Annotated in this window: 16 protein-coding genes; 4 read left to right on the top strand and 12 right to left on the bottom strand. The window is 37.2% G+C overall.

Translation table 11 applies throughout. The features are described 5' to 3' along the window. The first annotated feature begins 338 nt into the window (after window positions 1–338). Window positions 339–1,307, top strand: coding sequence for a winged helix-turn-helix domain-containing protein (locus M1E86_RS02130; protein ID WP_213914502.1), 969 nt, complete (start codon window positions 339–341; stop codon window positions 1,305–1,307). Further along, on the top strand, window positions 1,308–1,784 hold the full coding sequence (locus M1E86_RS02125; protein ID WP_213914503.1) for a FidL-like protein: 477 nt from the start codon (window positions 1,308–1,310) through the stop codon (window positions 1,782–1,784). It begins immediately after the preceding gene. 81 nt (window positions 1,785–1,865) lie between these two features. Here the strand turns inward: M1E86_RS02125 and M1E86_RS02120 are convergent, their stop codons facing one another. From M1E86_RS02120 to M1E86_RS02090, 7 genes are all read right to left on the bottom strand, one after another. Beyond that, a complete protein-coding gene (locus tag M1E86_RS02120) occupies window positions 1,866–2,729 on the bottom strand; it encodes a hypothetical protein (protein ID WP_125894956.1) in 864 nt (287 codons plus the stop codon). A 66-nt stretch (window positions 2,730–2,795) separates the two neighbouring features. Next, on the bottom strand, window positions 2,796–3,350 hold the full coding sequence (locus M1E86_RS02115; RefSeq protein ID WP_213914504.1) for a fimbrial protein: 555 nt from the start codon (window positions 3,348–3,350) through the stop codon (window positions 2,796–2,798). Then, entirely contained in the window at window positions 3,350–3,844 is a 495-nt protein-coding gene (locus tag M1E86_RS02110) for a fimbrial protein (RefSeq protein WP_125894954.1), read from the bottom strand. The genes M1E86_RS02115 and M1E86_RS02110 overlap by 1 nt, the downstream gene beginning before the upstream one ends. 11 nt (window positions 3,845–3,855) lie before the next feature. Further along, window positions 3,856–4,347: a fimbrial protein gene (locus M1E86_RS02105; RefSeq protein ID WP_213914505.1), complete on the bottom strand. Its 492-nt coding sequence runs from the start codon at window positions 4,345–4,347 to the stop codon at window positions 3,856–3,858. An 11-nt stretch (window positions 4,348–4,358) separates the two neighbouring features. Beyond that, entirely contained in the window at window positions 4,359–5,096 is a 738-nt protein-coding gene (locus M1E86_RS02100) for a fimbria/pilus periplasmic chaperone (protein ID WP_213914506.1), read from the bottom strand. 33 nt (window positions 5,097–5,129) lie between these two features. Then, the gene (locus M1E86_RS02095; RefSeq protein WP_213914507.1) at window positions 5,130–7,619 is read right to left on the bottom strand and encodes a fimbria/pilus outer membrane usher protein; all 2,490 of its coding nucleotides are present in this window, start codon (window positions 7,617–7,619) and stop codon (window positions 5,130–5,132) included. Between the two features lie 97 nt (window positions 7,620–7,716). Beyond that, window positions 7,717–8,310 (bottom strand): fimbrial protein, encoded by a 594-nt coding sequence (locus M1E86_RS02090; protein ID WP_125894947.1) that lies wholly within the window; start codon window positions 8,308–8,310, stop codon window positions 7,717–7,719. 951 nt (window positions 8,311–9,261) lie between these two features. Between M1E86_RS02090 and zur the strand changes: the two genes are divergently transcribed. Then, on the top strand, window positions 9,262–9,777 hold the full coding sequence (gene zur, locus M1E86_RS02085) for a zinc uptake transcriptional repressor Zur (RefSeq protein ID WP_125894945.1): 516 nt from the start codon (window positions 9,262–9,264) through the stop codon (window positions 9,775–9,777). 157 nt (window positions 9,778–9,934) lie between these two features. On the opposite strand, the gene lexA is transcribed toward zur, so the two are convergent. Beyond that, a complete protein-coding gene (lexA, locus tag M1E86_RS02080; RefSeq protein ID WP_004915217.1) occupies window positions 9,935–10,552 on the bottom strand; it encodes a transcriptional repressor LexA in 618 nt (205 codons plus the stop codon). 135 nt (window positions 10,553–10,687) lie between these two features. Beyond that, window positions 10,688–11,062: a diacylglycerol kinase gene (locus M1E86_RS02075; protein WP_125894943.1), complete on the bottom strand. Its 375-nt coding sequence runs from the start codon at window positions 11,060–11,062 to the stop codon at window positions 10,688–10,690. A gap of 126 nt (window positions 11,063–11,188) precedes the next feature. Between M1E86_RS02075 and plsB the strand changes: the two genes are divergently transcribed. Beyond that, window positions 11,189–13,678, top strand: coding sequence for a glycerol-3-phosphate 1-O-acyltransferase PlsB (gene plsB / locus M1E86_RS02070; protein WP_125894941.1), 2,490 nt, complete (start codon window positions 11,189–11,191; stop codon window positions 13,676–13,678). A gap of 81 nt (window positions 13,679–13,759) precedes the next feature. Here the strand turns inward: plsB and ubiA are convergent, their stop codons facing one another. From ubiA to pgi, 3 genes are all read right to left on the bottom strand, one after another. Next, window positions 13,760–14,614: a 4-hydroxybenzoate octaprenyltransferase gene (ubiA, locus tag M1E86_RS02065; RefSeq protein WP_213914508.1), complete on the bottom strand. Its 855-nt coding sequence runs from the start codon at window positions 14,612–14,614 to the stop codon at window positions 13,760–13,762. 151 nt (window positions 14,615–14,765) lie between these two features. Continuing rightward, complete coding sequence (gene ubiC, locus M1E86_RS02060) at window positions 14,766–15,278, bottom strand: chorismate lyase (protein ID WP_213914509.1); 513 nt, start codon at window positions 15,276–15,278, stop codon at window positions 14,766–14,768. Between the two features lie 318 nt (window positions 15,279–15,596). Further along, on the bottom strand, window positions 15,597–17,243 hold the full coding sequence (gene pgi / locus M1E86_RS02055; protein WP_125894937.1) for a glucose-6-phosphate isomerase: 1,647 nt from the start codon (window positions 17,241–17,243) through the stop codon (window positions 15,597–15,599). Between the last annotated feature and the right edge of the window lie 223 nt (window positions 17,244–17,466).

Here is a 17,466-nt window from a genome sequence, read left to right as displayed (position 1 = left end):
TAAAAATACCTAGGATATTTCCCATAAAAAATACATTCCTATATCGGTTGATTTATATGGATTATTCTATCTTTTTAACTACAAATATGATTAACACCTAAATTTTATATCTTAAAATATAACATTATACAGTTTTAAGTAACAAATAGACTGTCAATTCAATAAATTTGCTAATTCATTACAAAAAAGCTCACCTCACAATACTTGCGGTTAATTGATTCCGTATTTAGACTATAAGTATAATAATAAAAGTTAAAACCATATACTTTATCTAAAATTAACTCCCTTAATTTAAATTTTCTATTAATCATTTTAATTAGAGAGAGCAAACAGTATTTATGATCGAAACACATGATTATACTATTGATGAAAAATATATTTTCGAACAGAAAACAAGTTTAATATACCTAAAAGATGATCGAAATCAAAATATTGAATTATCTAAGCCTGCGGCAAGATTATTAAATCAAATCATTCTATTAAATTTAAAAAAAGGAATTGCAACGCGTGATGAGCTCTTAACAAGTGTATGGGAAGAATATGGGCTGGTTGGCTCTAATAATAATTTAAATACTTATATTAGTGAGATAAGAAAAAAACTTGAACAAGTTGGTATCGACCCTAAGTCGATCGTTACTGTACCTAAAAAAGGCTTTCGTCTCGATAATCATATATTCATACATGAAAATGTAGAGACTGATAATAAAAATGTCACGGAAAATACTATTTATCTCAATGATAAATATGATTATATTGAAAACCCAGAATATTCCCCTCAACCAATTGATAACCCATTAGCGACTCAAACTTCGCTCATCACTACTATTGATAAACCATTAACCGCTATTGATAACATAGAAAATAACCATACACAAACAATGGATATTAATGAAACCTTACCTCTTCAATACGGTAAGGATGAAATAATAAAAAAAAGTGCTAAAAAACCTTTAAAAATATTACTCCTAGTTATTTCAACGCTTGCAATATGTTATTTAATCTATTTATTTACTCAACACCCAATGGATAAAACAGATCCAGCCAATAATTATCTTACTGTAAGCACAAATGAAAACTGTGTCATACAAATGCCGATTGATATGGTCGGTAATATTTCCAGCGATAATATTGCTATCGTAAATAAAAAACTGAATAAATACAACATACCATGTAATGAACCAAAGAGAATTATTCTTTTATCAGACTTAAATAAGTCCTACTCTATCGACAAAAACATATCTATTAGTATTTGCAAAGAAATCAATAAAAAATTTGATTGTATCTCAATCAATGATCAGAGGATTTAAATGAAAAAATATATTTTTGCTTCGTTATTTTTAATTGCAACAGCATCAACTGCATCACTCATGATCAAGAAAAGCAGTCATGATATCCAAATTTGCCACTCCGAAATATTATGGATTAAAGATAATAATACCCAAGATGGCTTAAGTTTAAAATCAAAAGTTAATGTCCAACTTTCCCCTGGTCAGCAAGGACGAATGAATATGTATGGTTATTTAAAAGATAATAGCCAAATTTACCGTTTAGATAGAGCTCTTTACTTTGATTATCAAAATGTTGACCATAAAGGTAACTATGCTGTCACGTTTACGTCATCATCAGTAACCAACTCAGATAATATCCCAGAGAAATTATTTTCTAACTTTATTCAATTAGAAAAAGATAAAATAAAATATTATGTCAACATTACTAAAATGGAAGACAATATTTATATCATCAAAGATGAATCCTATTCCGCTTTTACTTGCCAAGTTCAATAAAAAAAAAAGCCTACCAACAATTACGTTTAAGTAGGCAAAACCGTCAACATGGGAAATGACGAATCTAAATATCTGTCTAAATCATGGAATAGTTAAAACAAGAGTAATACGACCACTAAATTTTCCTGGCGCAACAGTACCATTTGTTTTTAATGTTGACTCTACACGTACTGGCCAAACTTGATTCGCTCTGACTGACTGAACCAACCCTTTTGCTGCTGACTGGTTATTTAAGGTAACATGAGATTGCAACTCACCATTCGAACGTAAATAAACATTATCTTGCTGCAAATTGGATGAAACTTTCACACTCATATCCTGGTTACATTGGATATAAAATAGCCCAGTTTCAACATCGCCGTTTAACTCATCCGCATTTAAAGGGCCGTGATCTAATTCAAGAGTATTCGCATTACCCGTCGGAGAAGTAAAATAGCATTTTCCTGCTGGAGGAGGTGCTATTCCGCAAATCCCTCCTGGTAATATTTTACCTTGACTCCCTTTTGATGTAGCTAAAAATATCCCTACACATTCATCCGTCGTAATTGCCCCACTATGTTGGCTCTTCCCTGTTCTCGGAAAAGAAAGACCACAAATCGCATTAGCATCTCTGATAATTGCCGCCATTGTCGTATAAGTTGCAAAATTCACATCACACGACCAATCTGCACGAGAAGCGATACCACCGGCCTCTTTCCCTGAATGTAAGTGGTTAATCGTAAAATAACACCTTTTAGCACCAGTAGAACCAAGTACCGATTGACATGGGTTACCTTCATAAGGGGAACTTTCCTTCCAGTATTCCATTACAAAATGGTAAATATTTTCATACTTAGATAATGATTCAACTTCTTCCACATAAGAAAAATATGTCGAACCGTAACTTCCCAAACCAAAGAACAAAAATGGTATGGCTAATAATAATTGTTGAATTCGTTTTCCCATTTCAGATCTCTTTATATTCATTTTAACGTTTTGATATCAGCACCAGATAAGGTTCTGAGAATGAAATTACTCGTACTCAAATAAGAAAGTGGCTATTGCGGCAATCCGCCCTGTTTTAATTTGTTTATTATTGATTGCTTCAGGGGTTGCCTTGAGAAAAGTATTAAATTTCAGTTCATTTTTCCCAGCCTGAATAATTGGTACTAGCGAAGAAAACTTATTCACTTTAATTTCTTCACCGCTAGCTAGCTCAATGCCAATCCCTAATCCAGGGTTGTGTTCCGTATCTGTTAATGCCAAATATCCTGACATTTGCCTATGTTCCGCTCCGGTAAACTTCACTTTCATTTTTTTCGCAATAGTTAAGTCGCAATTAGATAATACCAACGTTAACTCTCTGCGAGGCAATTGATAAGTCGGGTCGTAAATATCTAATAACCGAATATCGCCAAAATCGACTTCCATCATTTTATTTTCCGGCAAAACAACACAAGGTGAATTCACCAGTGTCCCTTTCACTTTGACATTATTTTTAGCTGCAAAGACAACATTGCTACTTAAAAATGCCGTACTTATCGAAGCAAACAATATCCCGATTAATAGTGAGGTCGTTTTTTTCATTATTGATACTCCACAACCATAGTGCCATTAGCAATAAAATCACCAGTCTTTAGTTCGTTATTACCATTTCTGACTAATACGGCCCAAAGTACACCAGGAGAACTAGGATTAATGAGGTATTTCTTACCTAATTCCAATTCGGTATCCGAAAGCTGGAATTTTACTGCAAGATTATTAATGCCAGTATTTAACCCATTTATATCAAAATCACTTTTTATTCCATCTAACATCAGATACATAGACCAGTTATTTTTATTTTCACCACATTGGATCTGGTAATTAACTTGCCTTTTTTGGTCATTACCTTGGATTGATTTTATTGATACATTACCAAAATCAACTTCAATATCTTTACCATCATCAATATGACAAGGTGGCGGTGTAATCAAATTACCTTTAATACTAATTTTTGTTTCATAGTCCTTCGCGGCTGATGTAAAAGATAAGATGGCACTGAGTAACACTAACCCAATTATATTATTAGCAATCTTCATATCTCAGCCCCTTATTGATACTCGACTTTCAACGTTGCATTTGCCGTAAAACTTTTTGCGGGTAAATCTGTACCGTTTTTTTTCACTAATACAGCATACAATTTCAATGGATTTGCAAAGTTAAAAGCCCTTTTCTTTTTCAGTGGGAAATCGCTGGTGTCTGCTTTAAATAATACCGCAAGGTTATCAATATCCGTTTTTAATAGGCGCTGATCAAAACTTGCTGATATTCCCTCAATAAAAATGTTCAATTTAGGTTGAACACCATCTTTACACATCACAGTGTAATCAATAGGTGCTTTATAAACCTCATCTTGAACACGTGTTGTTAATACATCGCCAAAATCAATTTCTATTGTTTGCCCATTATTAATTGAACAAGGCTTTGATAGTACTTCTCCTTTAATATCAATGTATAGGAATCCAGAAAAACCAAATACACTCGATATCTGTAAAGTGAGCAAGAACACAAATACCTTTGTTAATGTTTTAATAGACATCATGGCGTCAAACCTTATTTTCTTGGCAGCACTGAGCATTCAGCTGACTGACAGCTAAATTTCAAATCCATTGTTCCGCCGAAGTCATTGAGATAAACCAAAGTTGGAGATGAACCTAAATCCCCAGCAACTTTGCCTAAACCCGCCTCACTAAAAGGCGCAACCATTACAGGTTCAAAATTTTGAACTTCAGTATTACCTTTTTTCAGTTTCGTAATAGATAAAAAGTAAGGTGATGGATTTTTCACAATATAACTCGCCCCCTGCTTAAGAATTTTTATCTCATTTTCTTGAGGGATCACTTCCATTCTATCTTTAATTGCAATTGCTGCTGGGCGGTAAAAAAGCTTAATTTTTGTCTGTAACGCAATTTGCAATACATTCACTTTCTCACTACGTGGTGGGATCTCTCTCACATTTAAGTAGTAAACACTTTCCCTATCTTTAGGTAACTGCGCTACTGCAGGGATTGCCTGTATTTTAATTTGGCTTTTAGAATTAGCTTCAATACGATGCACAGGAGGTGTCACAATAAAAGGTGAATTTACTTTTTCATCTTTGTCATTTTCTATCCATGCCTGAGCTAAATACGGGCTAGTTAAATGTTCGTTAGTCAGTCCCATACCGACTGTTTTGTCTTGTTCATTATAAATAATTCGCGTTCTATCTAGTGCAATCGCTGAATAAGCCGATTGTGCTAATAAAGAAAGACTTATCGCTGTTACAATTTGAACTTTATTTATAAGTTTCATATTTTCACCGTTGACGTTAAAACATATTTATAATTATTTGCATGGTAATAACATTGTATTTTCCATGCCACTTTCTATTTTTTCAGGTAATTGAATTTGACAAGATGAATTATTTCCCCAAGTCACTTCAAGAACATCTGATGGGTTAATACCCGCTAAGTAAATAAATCCATTATCTGAAACGATACCAACTTCAACACTCTTTTCATTTTTAACGGATGCACCAAATGGTGGATAACTATTATTTGCAAGATGAATTGTTCCCAATATTTTTTCACCTTGAATGACATTAAACTTCCGGTATCCAATAGCCCCTTCCGTTAATGTCGCGTGCTGTGTCGATTGAACTGCTTCTGCATTATCTGGCACACTATTTAAATCTATTCGAATATTATTGCGGTTATAATCCATAACACTGGTAATAACGGCTTTACCGTATCGATTCGTGCGTATTGGTGTTACCCCTGTTTGCACAGGAATATCAGCTACGCCATTCGTATCCAACAGTATCCTTGACCCACCATTGATTGAAGTATTACGGTGTAAAGCACCACCTTCTTGGGTCATGGTCAGTCCCCCTTTCAACTGCATCGAAAGAGTAGATTGATTATCTTGAATATAAGTTCCACTCAAATTAAGTTGTGCGGTATCACCATCGTAGTTATACATACCAGATGTTGTGACCTTGTCTTTATCCCATGTACCCGCTGAAATAGAATAAGTACTACGTTCATTTATACGGTCATAATAGTTAACGTTATGGCTGCTTGTATTTCTTGAATAAGACCCCGAGTAACTAATACTCGCTTGATTATTATCCAACGGTACATTTAAATTCAGATAAACTCCGTCATCATCATTTTGATCTGATTTTGTTTTGTAAGCTGTTAAGCTAAGACTTAAATTTTTTATTTTCCCCAAATCAAAATAATTAGAAACTGTTAGATTATATTGATCCGATGATGACCTATTCCAATAAGTTTGATGTGAGTAATTTAAATACATATTAGTATTATATTCAGGGAATGCAGTACCAAATATAATAGTATAAAGCTCTTTACCACTATCAACCGTACTTTCATTATAGCGACGGTCAATAAATTGGCTCATGCTCATATAATTTTTTTCAGAAAAACGATAGCCTGCGAATGTAATTTGGCTGTTAATATCATCAAATTGTTTAGAATAAGTGACGTTATATGAATTACCCGTCAAGGTTTGGTTATTTTCGGTTCTACCCATTTCAGCACGAGAGATACTTAAGTTCCCTGACAATACGCCAAATGGTGCTAAATCACGCCCTAAACCAATCGCAATATTTTGATATTCTGATGAACCAAGAACACCACCGTAAATAGTTGTATTGTTAGTTACACCCCATGATAAGGACCCCAAACTAAATGCAGGACCTTGAGTATCATGTTCATTTTTAGTCGGTTTACCAACGACAAACTGGTAAATAAGCTGACCGGGCCGAGTCAAAGTCCCTAAACGAGATGTTTCTACCTTATAGTGAGTCACACTACCATCTTGTTCTTGAATAGAAACATCTAACGTACCACCACCAAAAGAGTTCACATCCTGAATACGAAATGGCCCAGGACTTACATCTTTTTGATAAATAATACGATCATCCTGCTTCACAATGACGGTCGCATTAGTTTTGGCAACCCCCGCAATTTCAGGTGCATAGCCTTGCAAACGCGGTGGTAACATAGATTCATTGGTTTCTAAACTAGCACCAATATAACGAATACTGTCAAACAGCGTTGAAGACAGGTATTGTTCACCAAATGTTAACCTTGAATTTAAGGAACGTATGGCTCGATACGCATATAATTGGTTCCATGACCATGATTGGCCGCCTTTATTTAATTGGCCTTTTTGCGTTTGCCAATCACCTCTAAAACGCCAAGCGCCAATATTTGTTCCCATTGTTCCTGTCGCTGTGATACCTGAATCTGTTCCTTTGTCACCCGTTTCTTTTTTAACCACCCGACCTGTCGCATTGTAGTCGATAAATGCACCTAGAATGCCATCATCCCAACGTGACGGAGGATCCCAATTCGGGTCTTCATATTCCATATAAGCTTGAGGGATGCTAATTTCGACAATATTTTTTGCAAGATCACCTTGAGTCCGCATTTCTGGTACAGACCGAATATCTAAACATTTTCCATCAAGTAACCAAGTTACTTTATTACTCCATTCAGGTTTTAATCCGAGTTGCTCATATAATTCAGGTGTAATACAAGCTAATGATATTTTCTCATCATAATTAGGTGTAAAGAATATAATGGATTGCTCCATGGAGATTTTGACTTTATTTACCGAAATAGCTAAAGAATAATTTCCAGGTGGAATATAATTGGCATGAGAAAACTTACTAAAATCGACATTTTCAGTGCTGTCTGCTTCTAAAAAATCAGTATTAAAATCAACTGCCTCTTCAGAAAATGCAACCATCGGCGTTAATATTAAAAGCATTAATTTTGTAATTAAATTGAGTTTCATGCTTTTCATTCAACTATGCCGCCTATCAGACTAAAAATGAAAAAAGAAGGTAGAAACATATGGCGTCATTAATACGCCACATGTTTTTACTTAACTAAGCTTGAACTTATTGGTAAATAATTTTGAAGTTAGCAACAGTGTTAAAACTACCTGTTGTTGCTTTCGCGTCCGCTGCTTCATTACCTTTAACATACGCAGAGAAGTGCAGTGTCGTTTCTTTACCATCACCCGCATTTAATGCATATCCATCACCAGTACCTGGGAATGCTTTACCAAATTCAACAACTTTGTCAGCACCATTAGTGATTACAATACCGGCATTTTTAACTTTTCCACCTAAGCCAAGTAGATCACCGGTAAAACCTTGGAAACCGGAAATAGTTGGGCCAGTAAAGGTGATTTTGGCGTTTTTATACGTTTCAGTTGAACAGTTCTTCAATACGATATCGAAATCTCTGTTATCTGAACGGTATTGGTTAGATGTCAGTTCATGTAATGCAATTTCACCAAACTCAACTAATTGTTTTAAGTTGTTTGCATCAATTGAACATGGAACATCATTAATAAAACCAGTGAAGCGAACTTCACCTTGTGAACTTTCAACTGTTGGTGGAGTTACTGGATCTTCAGCCACTGCAACACCAGAAATACCAACACCTAAACCTAAAGCCAGAGTTAACGCTAATTTATTCAGTTTCATAAACATTTCCTTTAAATGAGTAGGAAGTAGCTACCTCTTTTCTGATTTTTATTGATAAGGAGTCAATTTTATTTTTTTGATTACTTAACAGTGAAATTTTTCCGTCATCCAACATCATTAATTTCATTCAGATTAGAGGTGAATATATAAATAAGATCCTTTTCATCTATAATTTTTAAAATACCTAAAATTTTTAATTCTTTATTTTCTATTCAATATTAATTATTCCCATAAGGGGTAATTTGCCAAAATTGATATAGAAATAGAAAATGACTTTTTACACATGCCTTCCGATACTTTCTGATATCAATTCTACATATTCGATATTTATTGTCAAAACGAACACATAATTAGAGTTAATGCAGAATAAAATAACATCAAAGCTATAAGGCGAAAAATATAAAATTAAAATAGCATCAAAATATACATTTCAAATATATTACTTAGAAAAACTTATATAAAAACCTCATTCCTCACTTACAAATATCTCAAAATACGTCAAATTACAGATAGTTTTATATCGAAATTTAAATCTATAAATAAATACAAAAACGGAATTTAAAACTAAATGTTACGAAAAAATCACAGCAAGCATCTAAAAAGACAGGAAAAATAGCAACAAAAAGAATATTAAAAATTAAGGTTAAGATAAGTCTTAATTGAAATTACATCAAATTGAAACATAATATTTCAATTAATTGTTCGCAATGCGTTACGCTTTTATCATGTATTTGTTTAATATTTGTTTCTATTTCCCTATTTAATTTTAAATATCCTTTTTTATATTTTTCATTACCCTCATTTGCTTTCTTTATTAATCAAAAAAATACTTAGCAAGGTTAAAATTTTTTGATGGCAATGCTTTCATTTCTTGATTCTCTATAGTTCAAGAAACTGTGATAAACTTGTGAACAGTAAACATTTGCATTTTTCAACGGGTGGGTCAGTAAAATGGAAAAGATGAGTGAAAAAAAAGTTCTTGCGATGGCTGAACATATTTGCCAGTCAAGAGGCGTCAGATTGACACCACAAAGAGAAACGGTATTGCGCCTGATAGCACAGCAACATGGTGCAATCAGCGCTTATGATTTACTCGACCTGCTACGTGAAATTGAACCTCAAGCTAAACCCCCTACGGTTTATCGTGGCCTTGAGTTTTTAATGGAGCAAGGTTTTATCCATAAAATTGAATCAACAAACAGCTATGTCGTCTGCCATCATTTTGATAACCCAAGCCATATTTCTGTTATGTTGATTTGCGACCATTGTGGAAGCGTAACGGAAAGTGACTGTACAACAATAGAAGCTGCCATTATTAATTTAGCCGACGAACACCAATTCCGCTTAAGACATACCGTGGTGGAAAACCATGGCTTGTGTAAGAGTTGTGACGAAGTGAATAGCTGCCAAGATCACGAGCATTGTCATCATAACCACGAACAACCTATAACAGCAAAAAAGAAATAAATTGCTGTATTGCTAAAGAGTTTGATGAATACAGAGAGAAGAGAAAAAATATAAGACAGGAAATAAAACAGGCAGACCTCAAAATAAAGTAATGAAATCTGCCTGCCGTAGTCATTCCTGAGTGTAACCTACCATGACGCTTGGCTACTCACGGAAATTAATACCAATCACTGTTACGGATAACCCCAACAGCTAAACCTTCAATAGTGAAGTTTTGCTGGCGTAAATCAACAACAATAGGTTCGAATTCTGGGTTTTCTGCTATTAACTCAACGCGGTTACCCTGTTGCTTAAAACGTTTAACCGTAACTTCATCTTCGATACGAGCGACAACCACTTGCCCGTTGTGTACATTTTGCGTTTTATGCACAGCTAATAAATCGCCATCCATAATACCAATATCTTTCATGGACATCCCGTTCACACGCAATAAAAAATCTGCATGTGGTTTAAACAGCTCAGGGTCAACTTGATAGTGGCTCTCAATATGTTCCTGCGCTAATAATGGTTCGCCAGCGGCAACACGCCCAATCAGAGGTAACCCCTGATCTTCGGTTTCTTCTTCAAGAAGCAGACGAATACCTCGGGATGCGCCTGAAACAATTTCAATAACCCCTTTGCGTGCTAAGGCCTTTAAATGTTCTTCTGCCGCATTAGGCGAACGAAAACCAAGGCTTGCTGCTATCTCAGCACGTGTAGGTGGCATACCTGTCTGCGAAATGTGATCTCGCACCAGATCGTAAACCTGCTGTTGTCGAGCCGTCAGTGCTTTCATTCCGTTCCCCTGTTTGTTTATACAGTCAAGCTGTGAGTATATACAGGTAAATGAAGATTTGGAACAGTTAAATCGCTCAATTTAAGCATTTGTTATCGATTTACTCTCTTTTTCCCGATGAAGTAACCAAACACCTTAACCAGTGAAATAGCGTTGCCATAATACCAGCGCCCAAATGAACAAAGCTAAACCGATACTCACAAATACCGCAGCAGAACCAATATCTTTAGCTCTCCCTGAAAGCTCATGATATTCACTACCAATACGATCAACCACAGCCTCTACCGCGCTATTCAATAATTCGACTATTGCCACCAGCACAACTGAGCTTACTAACAGGATTCTATCTATGTAACTGATATCTAAATAAAATGCGATAAAAATTGCGATAATTGCCGCAACGGATTCCTGCCTAAATGCGGCCTCATTAACCCAAGCTGCCTTCAAACCTTTAAGGGAATACCCCGCAGCTTTAATCACTCGCGTGAAGCCCTTAACTTGACTCGCCATATTTATTCCTTAAAAAATACAAACAATAATCGATTTTTACGGTCAAAGTGAATTGTCAGTAACAGATCTAACCAGGTATTTCTGGTATGATTGCGCAGCATTGTTAACAAGAGGCTATAATCATTTATGTCACTATGGCGTAAAATATATTACAACACGTTGAATTTGCCACTTAAATTATTGGTAAAAAGTAAACTAATTCCTTCGGATCCCGTCACTGAGTTGCAGCTTGATGTCAACAGGCCAACTCTGTACGTATTACCTTATCATTCGAAGTCTGACCTCCTCACGCTACGGCATCAATGCTTAGCTATCGGTCTGCCAGACCCGCTAGTCGACAATGATATCAATGGAACGAAGCTTCCGGCTTACGTTTTTATCGATGATGGTCCACGTGTTTTTCGCTATTATTCACCGAATCCACGTAAAGATTCAGTAAAAACATTCCATGCTTATTTAGATTTGCACAAAAACAATCCAAATCTAGATATTCAAATGCTACCTGCATCCGTGATGTTTGGGCGTTCACCTGGGCGTGAAGGCCATACTCCAGCACCGCCACTGAAGCTGTTAAACGGTATCCAAAAATTCTTTGCCGTTTTATGGTTAGGGCGTGACAGCTTCGTGCGTTTATCTCCGATTGTCTCAATTGGGAAAATGGCGCAAGACCACGGTACAGATACCATCATTGCCAACAAACTCGCTCGTGTCGCGCGTATTCACTATTCGCGCCAACGCTTAGCTGCAGTTGGGCCAAAACTACCCGCCCGTTATGAGCTGTTTAATAAGCTATTAACGTCAAAAGCGATTGAAAAAGCCGTTGAAGACGAAGCGCGCAGTAAAAAAATCCCACTTAAAAAAGCTCAGCAAAATGCCGTTGGGATGATGGAAGAAATTGCGGCCAATTTCTCTTATGAGGCAGTTCGTTTAACCGATAGAGTTCTTAGTTGGACTTGGAACCGCCTTTATCAAGGTATCAATGTTCAGCACGCTGAACGGGTTCGCCAACTCGCACAAGACGGCCATGAAATCGTTTATGTTCCCTCTCACCGCAGCCATATGGACTACTTACTGCTCTCATATGTGCTATACCATCAAGGGCTAGTACCGCCTCATATCGCAGCGGGGATCAATCTTAATTTCTGGCCAGCAGGGCCAATTTTCCGTCGCTTAGGGGCCTTTTTTATTCGCAGAACGTTTAAAGGAAACAAACTGTATTCGACTGTTTTCCGCGAATATTTAAGTGAACTGTTTGCACGTGGTTACTCCATCGAATACTTTGTGGAAGGTGGGCGCTCACGTACCGGACGTTTATTACAACCGAAGACGGGCACCCTTTCAATGACGTTACAAGCGATGTTGCGCGGTGACTCACGCCCTATTACCATTGTTCCTATCTATATTGGGTATGAACATGTCATGGAAGTGGGAACTTACGCCAAAGAACTTCGTGGTGCAGAAAAAGAGAAAGAAGGCTTTTTCTCCATGGTTCGCGGGTTACGTAAATTACGCAACTTAGGTCAAGGGTATGTTAACTTCGGTCAACCTATTTCTTTACCTCATTACCTCAATCAGCGCGTACCTGATTGGCGCGACTCTATCGACCCTATCGAACCACAAAGGCCAACCTGGTTAAACCCAACGGTCAGTTCGTTAGCCGATAACATTATGGTTAATATTAATAATGCAGCCGCAGCCAATGCGATTAACCTCTGTGCAACCGCATTGCTGGCATCTCGTCAACGCTCGCTCACTCGTGAGCAACTGGTTGAACAAGTCGAATGTTACCTGCAATTATTACGCAACGTGCCATACACCGCAGATGCAACAACCCCAAATAAAACAGCCGAGCAATTGTTAGAACATGCTTTGCAAATGGATAAATTCGAAGTCGAAAAAGACAGTATGGGGGATATTATTATTCTTCCTCGCGAAAATGCCGTCTTAATGACCTATTATCGTAACAATATCCATCATTTATTGGTATTACCATCACTCATAACTAGCATTGTGCTACACCATGAGCGCATTAGTCGCCAAGATATTCACTATCAAGTCGGTCAAATTTACCCATTCTTAAAAGCAGAACTGTTTATGCGTTATAACAGTGATGAGCTACATGAAGCGGTAGATACGCTGATCGATGAACTGAATAACCAAAAGTTAATTTGCTTAAAAGAAGACGATATTGTGGTGTTAAACCCTCGCCGTATTCGTCCATTACAGCTTTTAGCTGCTGGTGTACGTGAAACTTTGCAACGTTATGCAATCACATTGTCATTACTCAATGCGAGCCCAGAAATCAGCCGTAGTACACTGGAAAAACAAAGTCGTATCCTTGCGCAGCGCCTTTCTGTTTTGCATGGTATTAATGCACCTGAGTTCTTTGATAAAGCGGTATTCTCGACGTTAGTCGATACCCTCAGAGAAGAAGGCTACATTGACAATAATGAAAATGATATTTTTGTTACCAATGCACAGAAACTGTATGCCGTTCTGGCCCGTTTGATGTCACCGGAGATCCGCTTGACCATTGAAAGTGTTAGCCAGGACGATGAGTTTTCGGAAAAAAAGCCAAGTGAAAGCACGCAATCTCTGGAGCAAAAGAAAAGCTAATCACGTTTTCTCAGGTTAATAAAACAAAAAGGTCATGTTAGAAATAACATGACCTTTTTACTTTGGCTCAATGGATGTAATTCAAAAATAACTGATAAAAATACCAATAAACAAAATTAAACCAACAAAGTTATTATTCATAAAAGCTTTAAAGCAAGGCGCACGTTCACGATTAGCCATTAATTGCTGCTGATAGATAAATAACCCCGCAACTAACACTAATGAAATATAATAAAGGGTTCCTAAGCCTGCCAGTGAGCCTATTACCAATAATAAGGCAACCATCAGGAATTGTAGTGCGCCAATAATCAGTTTGTCATATTGCCCGAATAAAATCGCGGTTGATTTCACACCAATTTTTAAATCATCATCACGGTCTACCATCGCGTACTGAGTATCGTAGATCACAGACCAGATAATATTCACTAAAAACAGTAACCAACAAACAGCAGGCAACGTTTCACCAACAGCAGAGAAAGACATTGGGATTGACCAACCAAAAGCCGCCCCTAATACCACTTGAGGTAAGTTACTGACTCTCTTAACGAAAGGATAAACCCATGCCAGAGCCAAACCGGCAACTGACAACCAAATCGTCATTGAATTGAGTGTTAAAACCAGCAGGAAAGAAAGACCAACAAGGCTTGCAAACAATATTTTTGCTTCTTTTTCAGTCACATCACCACTCGGGAGAGGGCGATGTTTAGTCCGCTCTACGTGGCCATCAAAATGGCGATCAGCAAAGTCATTAATGACGCAGCCAGCGGCACGCATAAAAAATACACCAGCAGTAAAGACGATTAAAAGATGTAAACTTGGCGTACCTTGAGCCGCAATCCATAATGCCCAATACGTCGGCCACAATAGCAACAGTGAACCAATGGGTCTATCAATACGCATTAAACGGCTGTATGCATGCCATTTACTTAGCGTCATACTTCCCTCCACTTTGTCGTGCTCCTTTTCGAATTCCATCATACTTCAAATTGGGTATATTTTAATACCACTAACCTCTGCAACTTACTGATTTATATTTGTTGGCATAGTGTCATTGCAGAGACCTGAAAATTCAAAATACTTAGGATAGTTAACGATATGCAGGTGATTCAGGTAAAAATATTTCTGTTAATAATAAAGGTTTATCCGATAGCCTTAACCGAGAACAACGCACCCAACGATTCGCGCAAGAACCAATATGGATATAATCTCGAGTTAAACGATCGCTGCTAAATAAATAGCGCCCTAATGGCACCCTTCCAATATCCACCAATTGCTGGTCATCATCGGTCAGGGTTTCTTCAGGGATGATAGTTCGGCCCAGTAACCAAGGGATGCCATCCCCATACATGACAACTTCTCTGACCCAATAGCGCTGGCTTTTAGGTAAAGACTGTACTTCATTCTCACTTAGCTTATCTTGCGATACATAGCACTCTAAATAAGGTATCACAGCCACTTGCTGGCTATGCAGCTCAAAACGCTTTGTCATTGAGCCATGTTCTAATAGCCAATCTAATATATTAGCAGGCACTATTTTATCGTTTTTATCGTTCTCCGCCAGCCAATGAATCGGCTGAGAAGTAAAAAGCGTTTCATCCATTACTTAAAATTCCACCATGAATAACATGGTTATGATTTACTGTATTTCTTACGCAATAGGATATCACGTTGTTTTACGACAAGGTTAAAGTTAGCTAACAATTTATATAAAAAGTCACATTTTCAACACAAAATGTAAAAATATAGTGAAAAATATTTTAACTACTCGCAAGTTACCGATAATAATAAAATTTATTAATATCATAACAAATTACATTTTATTGATTGAAAAACGACCTATTTAACAATGGTCAGTTGAACAATATAAGGCAGGAACTCCCTGCCTTATATTGACGTATTTAAATAATACGTTGTTAACTTATCGCCAAGCTTTATAGCTGTTAATCAGACCATTGGTCGAGCTATCATGGCTACTCACCGTATCACTATTTTCTAATTCAGGCAGGATACGGCTTGCGAGCTGTTTACCTAATTCCACACCCCATTGGTCGAAAGTGAAAATGTTTAAAATCGCCCCTTGGGTGAAAATTTTGTGCTCATACATCGCAATCAATGCACCTAACGAATAAGGTGTAATTGATTTCAATAAGATGGAGTTAGTTGGACGGTTACCTTCAAACACCTTATAAGGCGCAACATATTCCATATCCGCGACATTTTTACCTTGCGCAGCAAACTCGGCATCGACCACCTCACGCGTTTTACCAAACGCTAATGCTTCGGTTTGTGCAAAGAAATTCGATAATAATTTTTCATGGTGATCCCCTAATGGATTATGTGTTACCGCTGGCGCGATAAAATCACACGGGATCATCTTCGTTCCTTGGTGGATCAACTGATAAAACGCATGTTGGCCATTGGTACCCGGCTCACCCCAAATAATCGGGCCTGTTTGATAAGTAACAGGTTTTCCATCACGGTCAATATATTTACCGTTCGATTCCATATTGCCTTGTTGGAAGTAAGCGGCAAAACGATGCATGTATTGGTCGTATGGCAGAATCGCTTCAGTTTCTGCTTCAAAAAAATTGTTATACCAAATGCCAATCAAACCTAACAATACAGGGATGTTCTTTTCGAATGGTGTTTGAGTGAAATGTTTATCCATGGCATGAGCACCGTCCAATAATTGAACGAAATTATCAAAGCCAACTGATAAAATAATCGATAAACCAATCGCTGACCATAATGAATAGCGGCCACCAACCCAATCCCAAAATTCAAACATATTGTTGGTATCAATACCAAACTTCGCGACTTCTTCGCCATTCGTTGAAAGTGCCACAAAATGCTTCGCCACTTGGCTTTCATCTTTTGCTGCTGCCAAGAACCAATCACGAGCAGAATGCGCATTCGTCATGGTTTCTTGCGTTGTAAACGTTTTTGATGCAATTAAAAACAGTGTCGTTTCTGGATTTAATTTTTTCAACGTTTCTGCAATTTGCGTACCATCCACATTCGATACAAAATGCATGTTTAGGTGGTTTTTATATGGACGCAATGCTTCTGTGACCATAAATGGGCCAAGGTCTGAACCACCAATACCGATATTCACCACATCAGTAATTGCTTTACCGGTGTAACCCTTCCAATCACCGCTGATAATACGCTGACTAAATTGCTGCATTTTATCCAATACCGCATTTACTTCAGGCATGACATCTTTGCCATCAACATAAACCGGAGTATTATCGCGGTTACGCAAAGCAGTATGTAGCACTGCACGGTCTTCAGTACGGTTAATTTTCTCACCTTGGAACATGCTATTAATGGCATTTTCTAACTCTGTTTCTTTTGCCAGGGCCAATAAATGTTCCAATGTTTCTTGGGTAATTCTATTTTTGGAGAAATCCACTAAGATTTGACCATCGAACGTCGCCGAAAAATGAGTAAAGCGGTCTTGATCCTGTGCAAACAAATCGCGCATATGAACATTTTTCATTTGCGCAAAATGTTGCTCTAGCGCCCGCCATGCCGCCGTTTGGCTTGGATTAATACTTCTCATGGATAACACTCTCCAAATAATTTTAAATAGAAATAGATTGTACCCCGTCACAAAAACGAGACTTATCGGTTTTCTGCGTTATATTGATATTCCCCAATTCTACCCAACTTTTCCAGACTTAATTGCCCCTTTTATTGAAATACGCACTTTCAATGTCATGCAGCTTGAAAACGATGAGCATACAAAAGTATGTGATTCGGCTAGCTGAACGCAGTCAACACCC

Origin of the sequence: Providencia sp. PROV200, assembly GCF_049901995.1 — a bacterium.
Classification (GTDB): Bacteria; Pseudomonadota; Gammaproteobacteria; order Enterobacterales; family Enterobacteriaceae; genus Providencia; species Providencia rettgeri_E.
Note: the sequence above shows the minus strand (reverse complement) of the source record. Positions and strands in the feature narration are given on the sequence as shown.

Excerpts from the sequence above, each read along its gene's own strand:
- M1E86_RS02130 (WP_213914502.1), top strand. The coding sequence starts at position 339 with ATGATCGAAACACATGATTATACTATTGATGAAAAATATATTTTCGAA.
- M1E86_RS02125 (WP_213914503.1), top strand. The coding sequence starts at position 1,308 with ATGAAAAAATATATTTTTGCTTCGTTATTTTTAATTGCAACAGCATCA.
- M1E86_RS02120 (WP_125894956.1), bottom strand. The coding sequence starts at position 2,729 with ATGGGAAAACGAATTCAACAATTATTATTAGCCATACCATTTTTGTTC.
- M1E86_RS02115 (WP_213914504.1), bottom strand. The coding sequence starts at position 3,350 with ATGAAAAAAACGACCTCACTATTAATCGGGATATTGTTTGCTTCGATA.
- M1E86_RS02110 (WP_125894954.1), bottom strand. The coding sequence starts at position 3,844 with ATGAAGATTGCTAATAATATAATTGGGTTAGTGTTACTCAGTGCCATC.
- M1E86_RS02105 (WP_213914505.1), bottom strand. The coding sequence starts at position 4,347 with ATGATGTCTATTAAAACATTAACAAAGGTATTTGTGTTCTTGCTCACT.
- M1E86_RS02100 (WP_213914506.1), bottom strand. The coding sequence starts at position 5,096 with ATGAAACTTATAAATAAAGTTCAAATTGTAACAGCGATAAGTCTTTCT.
- M1E86_RS02095 (WP_213914507.1), bottom strand. The coding sequence starts at position 7,619 with ATGAAAAGCATGAAACTCAATTTAATTACAAAATTAATGCTTTTAATA.
- M1E86_RS02090 (WP_125894947.1), bottom strand. The coding sequence starts at position 8,310 with ATGAAACTGAATAAATTAGCGTTAACTCTGGCTTTAGGTTTAGGTGTT.
- zur (WP_125894945.1), top strand. The coding sequence starts at position 9,262 with ATGGAAAAGATGAGTGAAAAAAAAGTTCTTGCGATGGCTGAACATATT.
- lexA (WP_004915217.1), bottom strand. The coding sequence starts at position 10,552 with ATGAAAGCACTGACGGCTCGACAACAGCAGGTTTACGATCTGGTGCGA.
- M1E86_RS02075 (WP_125894943.1), bottom strand. The coding sequence starts at position 11,062 with ATGGCGAGTCAAGTTAAGGGCTTCACGCGAGTGATTAAAGCTGCGGGG.
- plsB (WP_125894941.1), top strand. The coding sequence starts at position 11,189 with ATGTCACTATGGCGTAAAATATATTACAACACGTTGAATTTGCCACTT.
- ubiA (WP_213914508.1), bottom strand. The coding sequence starts at position 14,614 with ATGACGCTAAGTAAATGGCATGCATACAGCCGTTTAATGCGTATTGAT.
- ubiC (WP_213914509.1), bottom strand. The coding sequence starts at position 15,278 with ATGGATGAAACGCTTTTTACTTCTCAGCCGATTCATTGGCTGGCGGAG.
- pgi (WP_125894937.1), bottom strand. The coding sequence starts at position 17,243 with ATGAGAAGTATTAATCCAAGCCAAACGGCGGCATGGCGGGCGCTAGAG.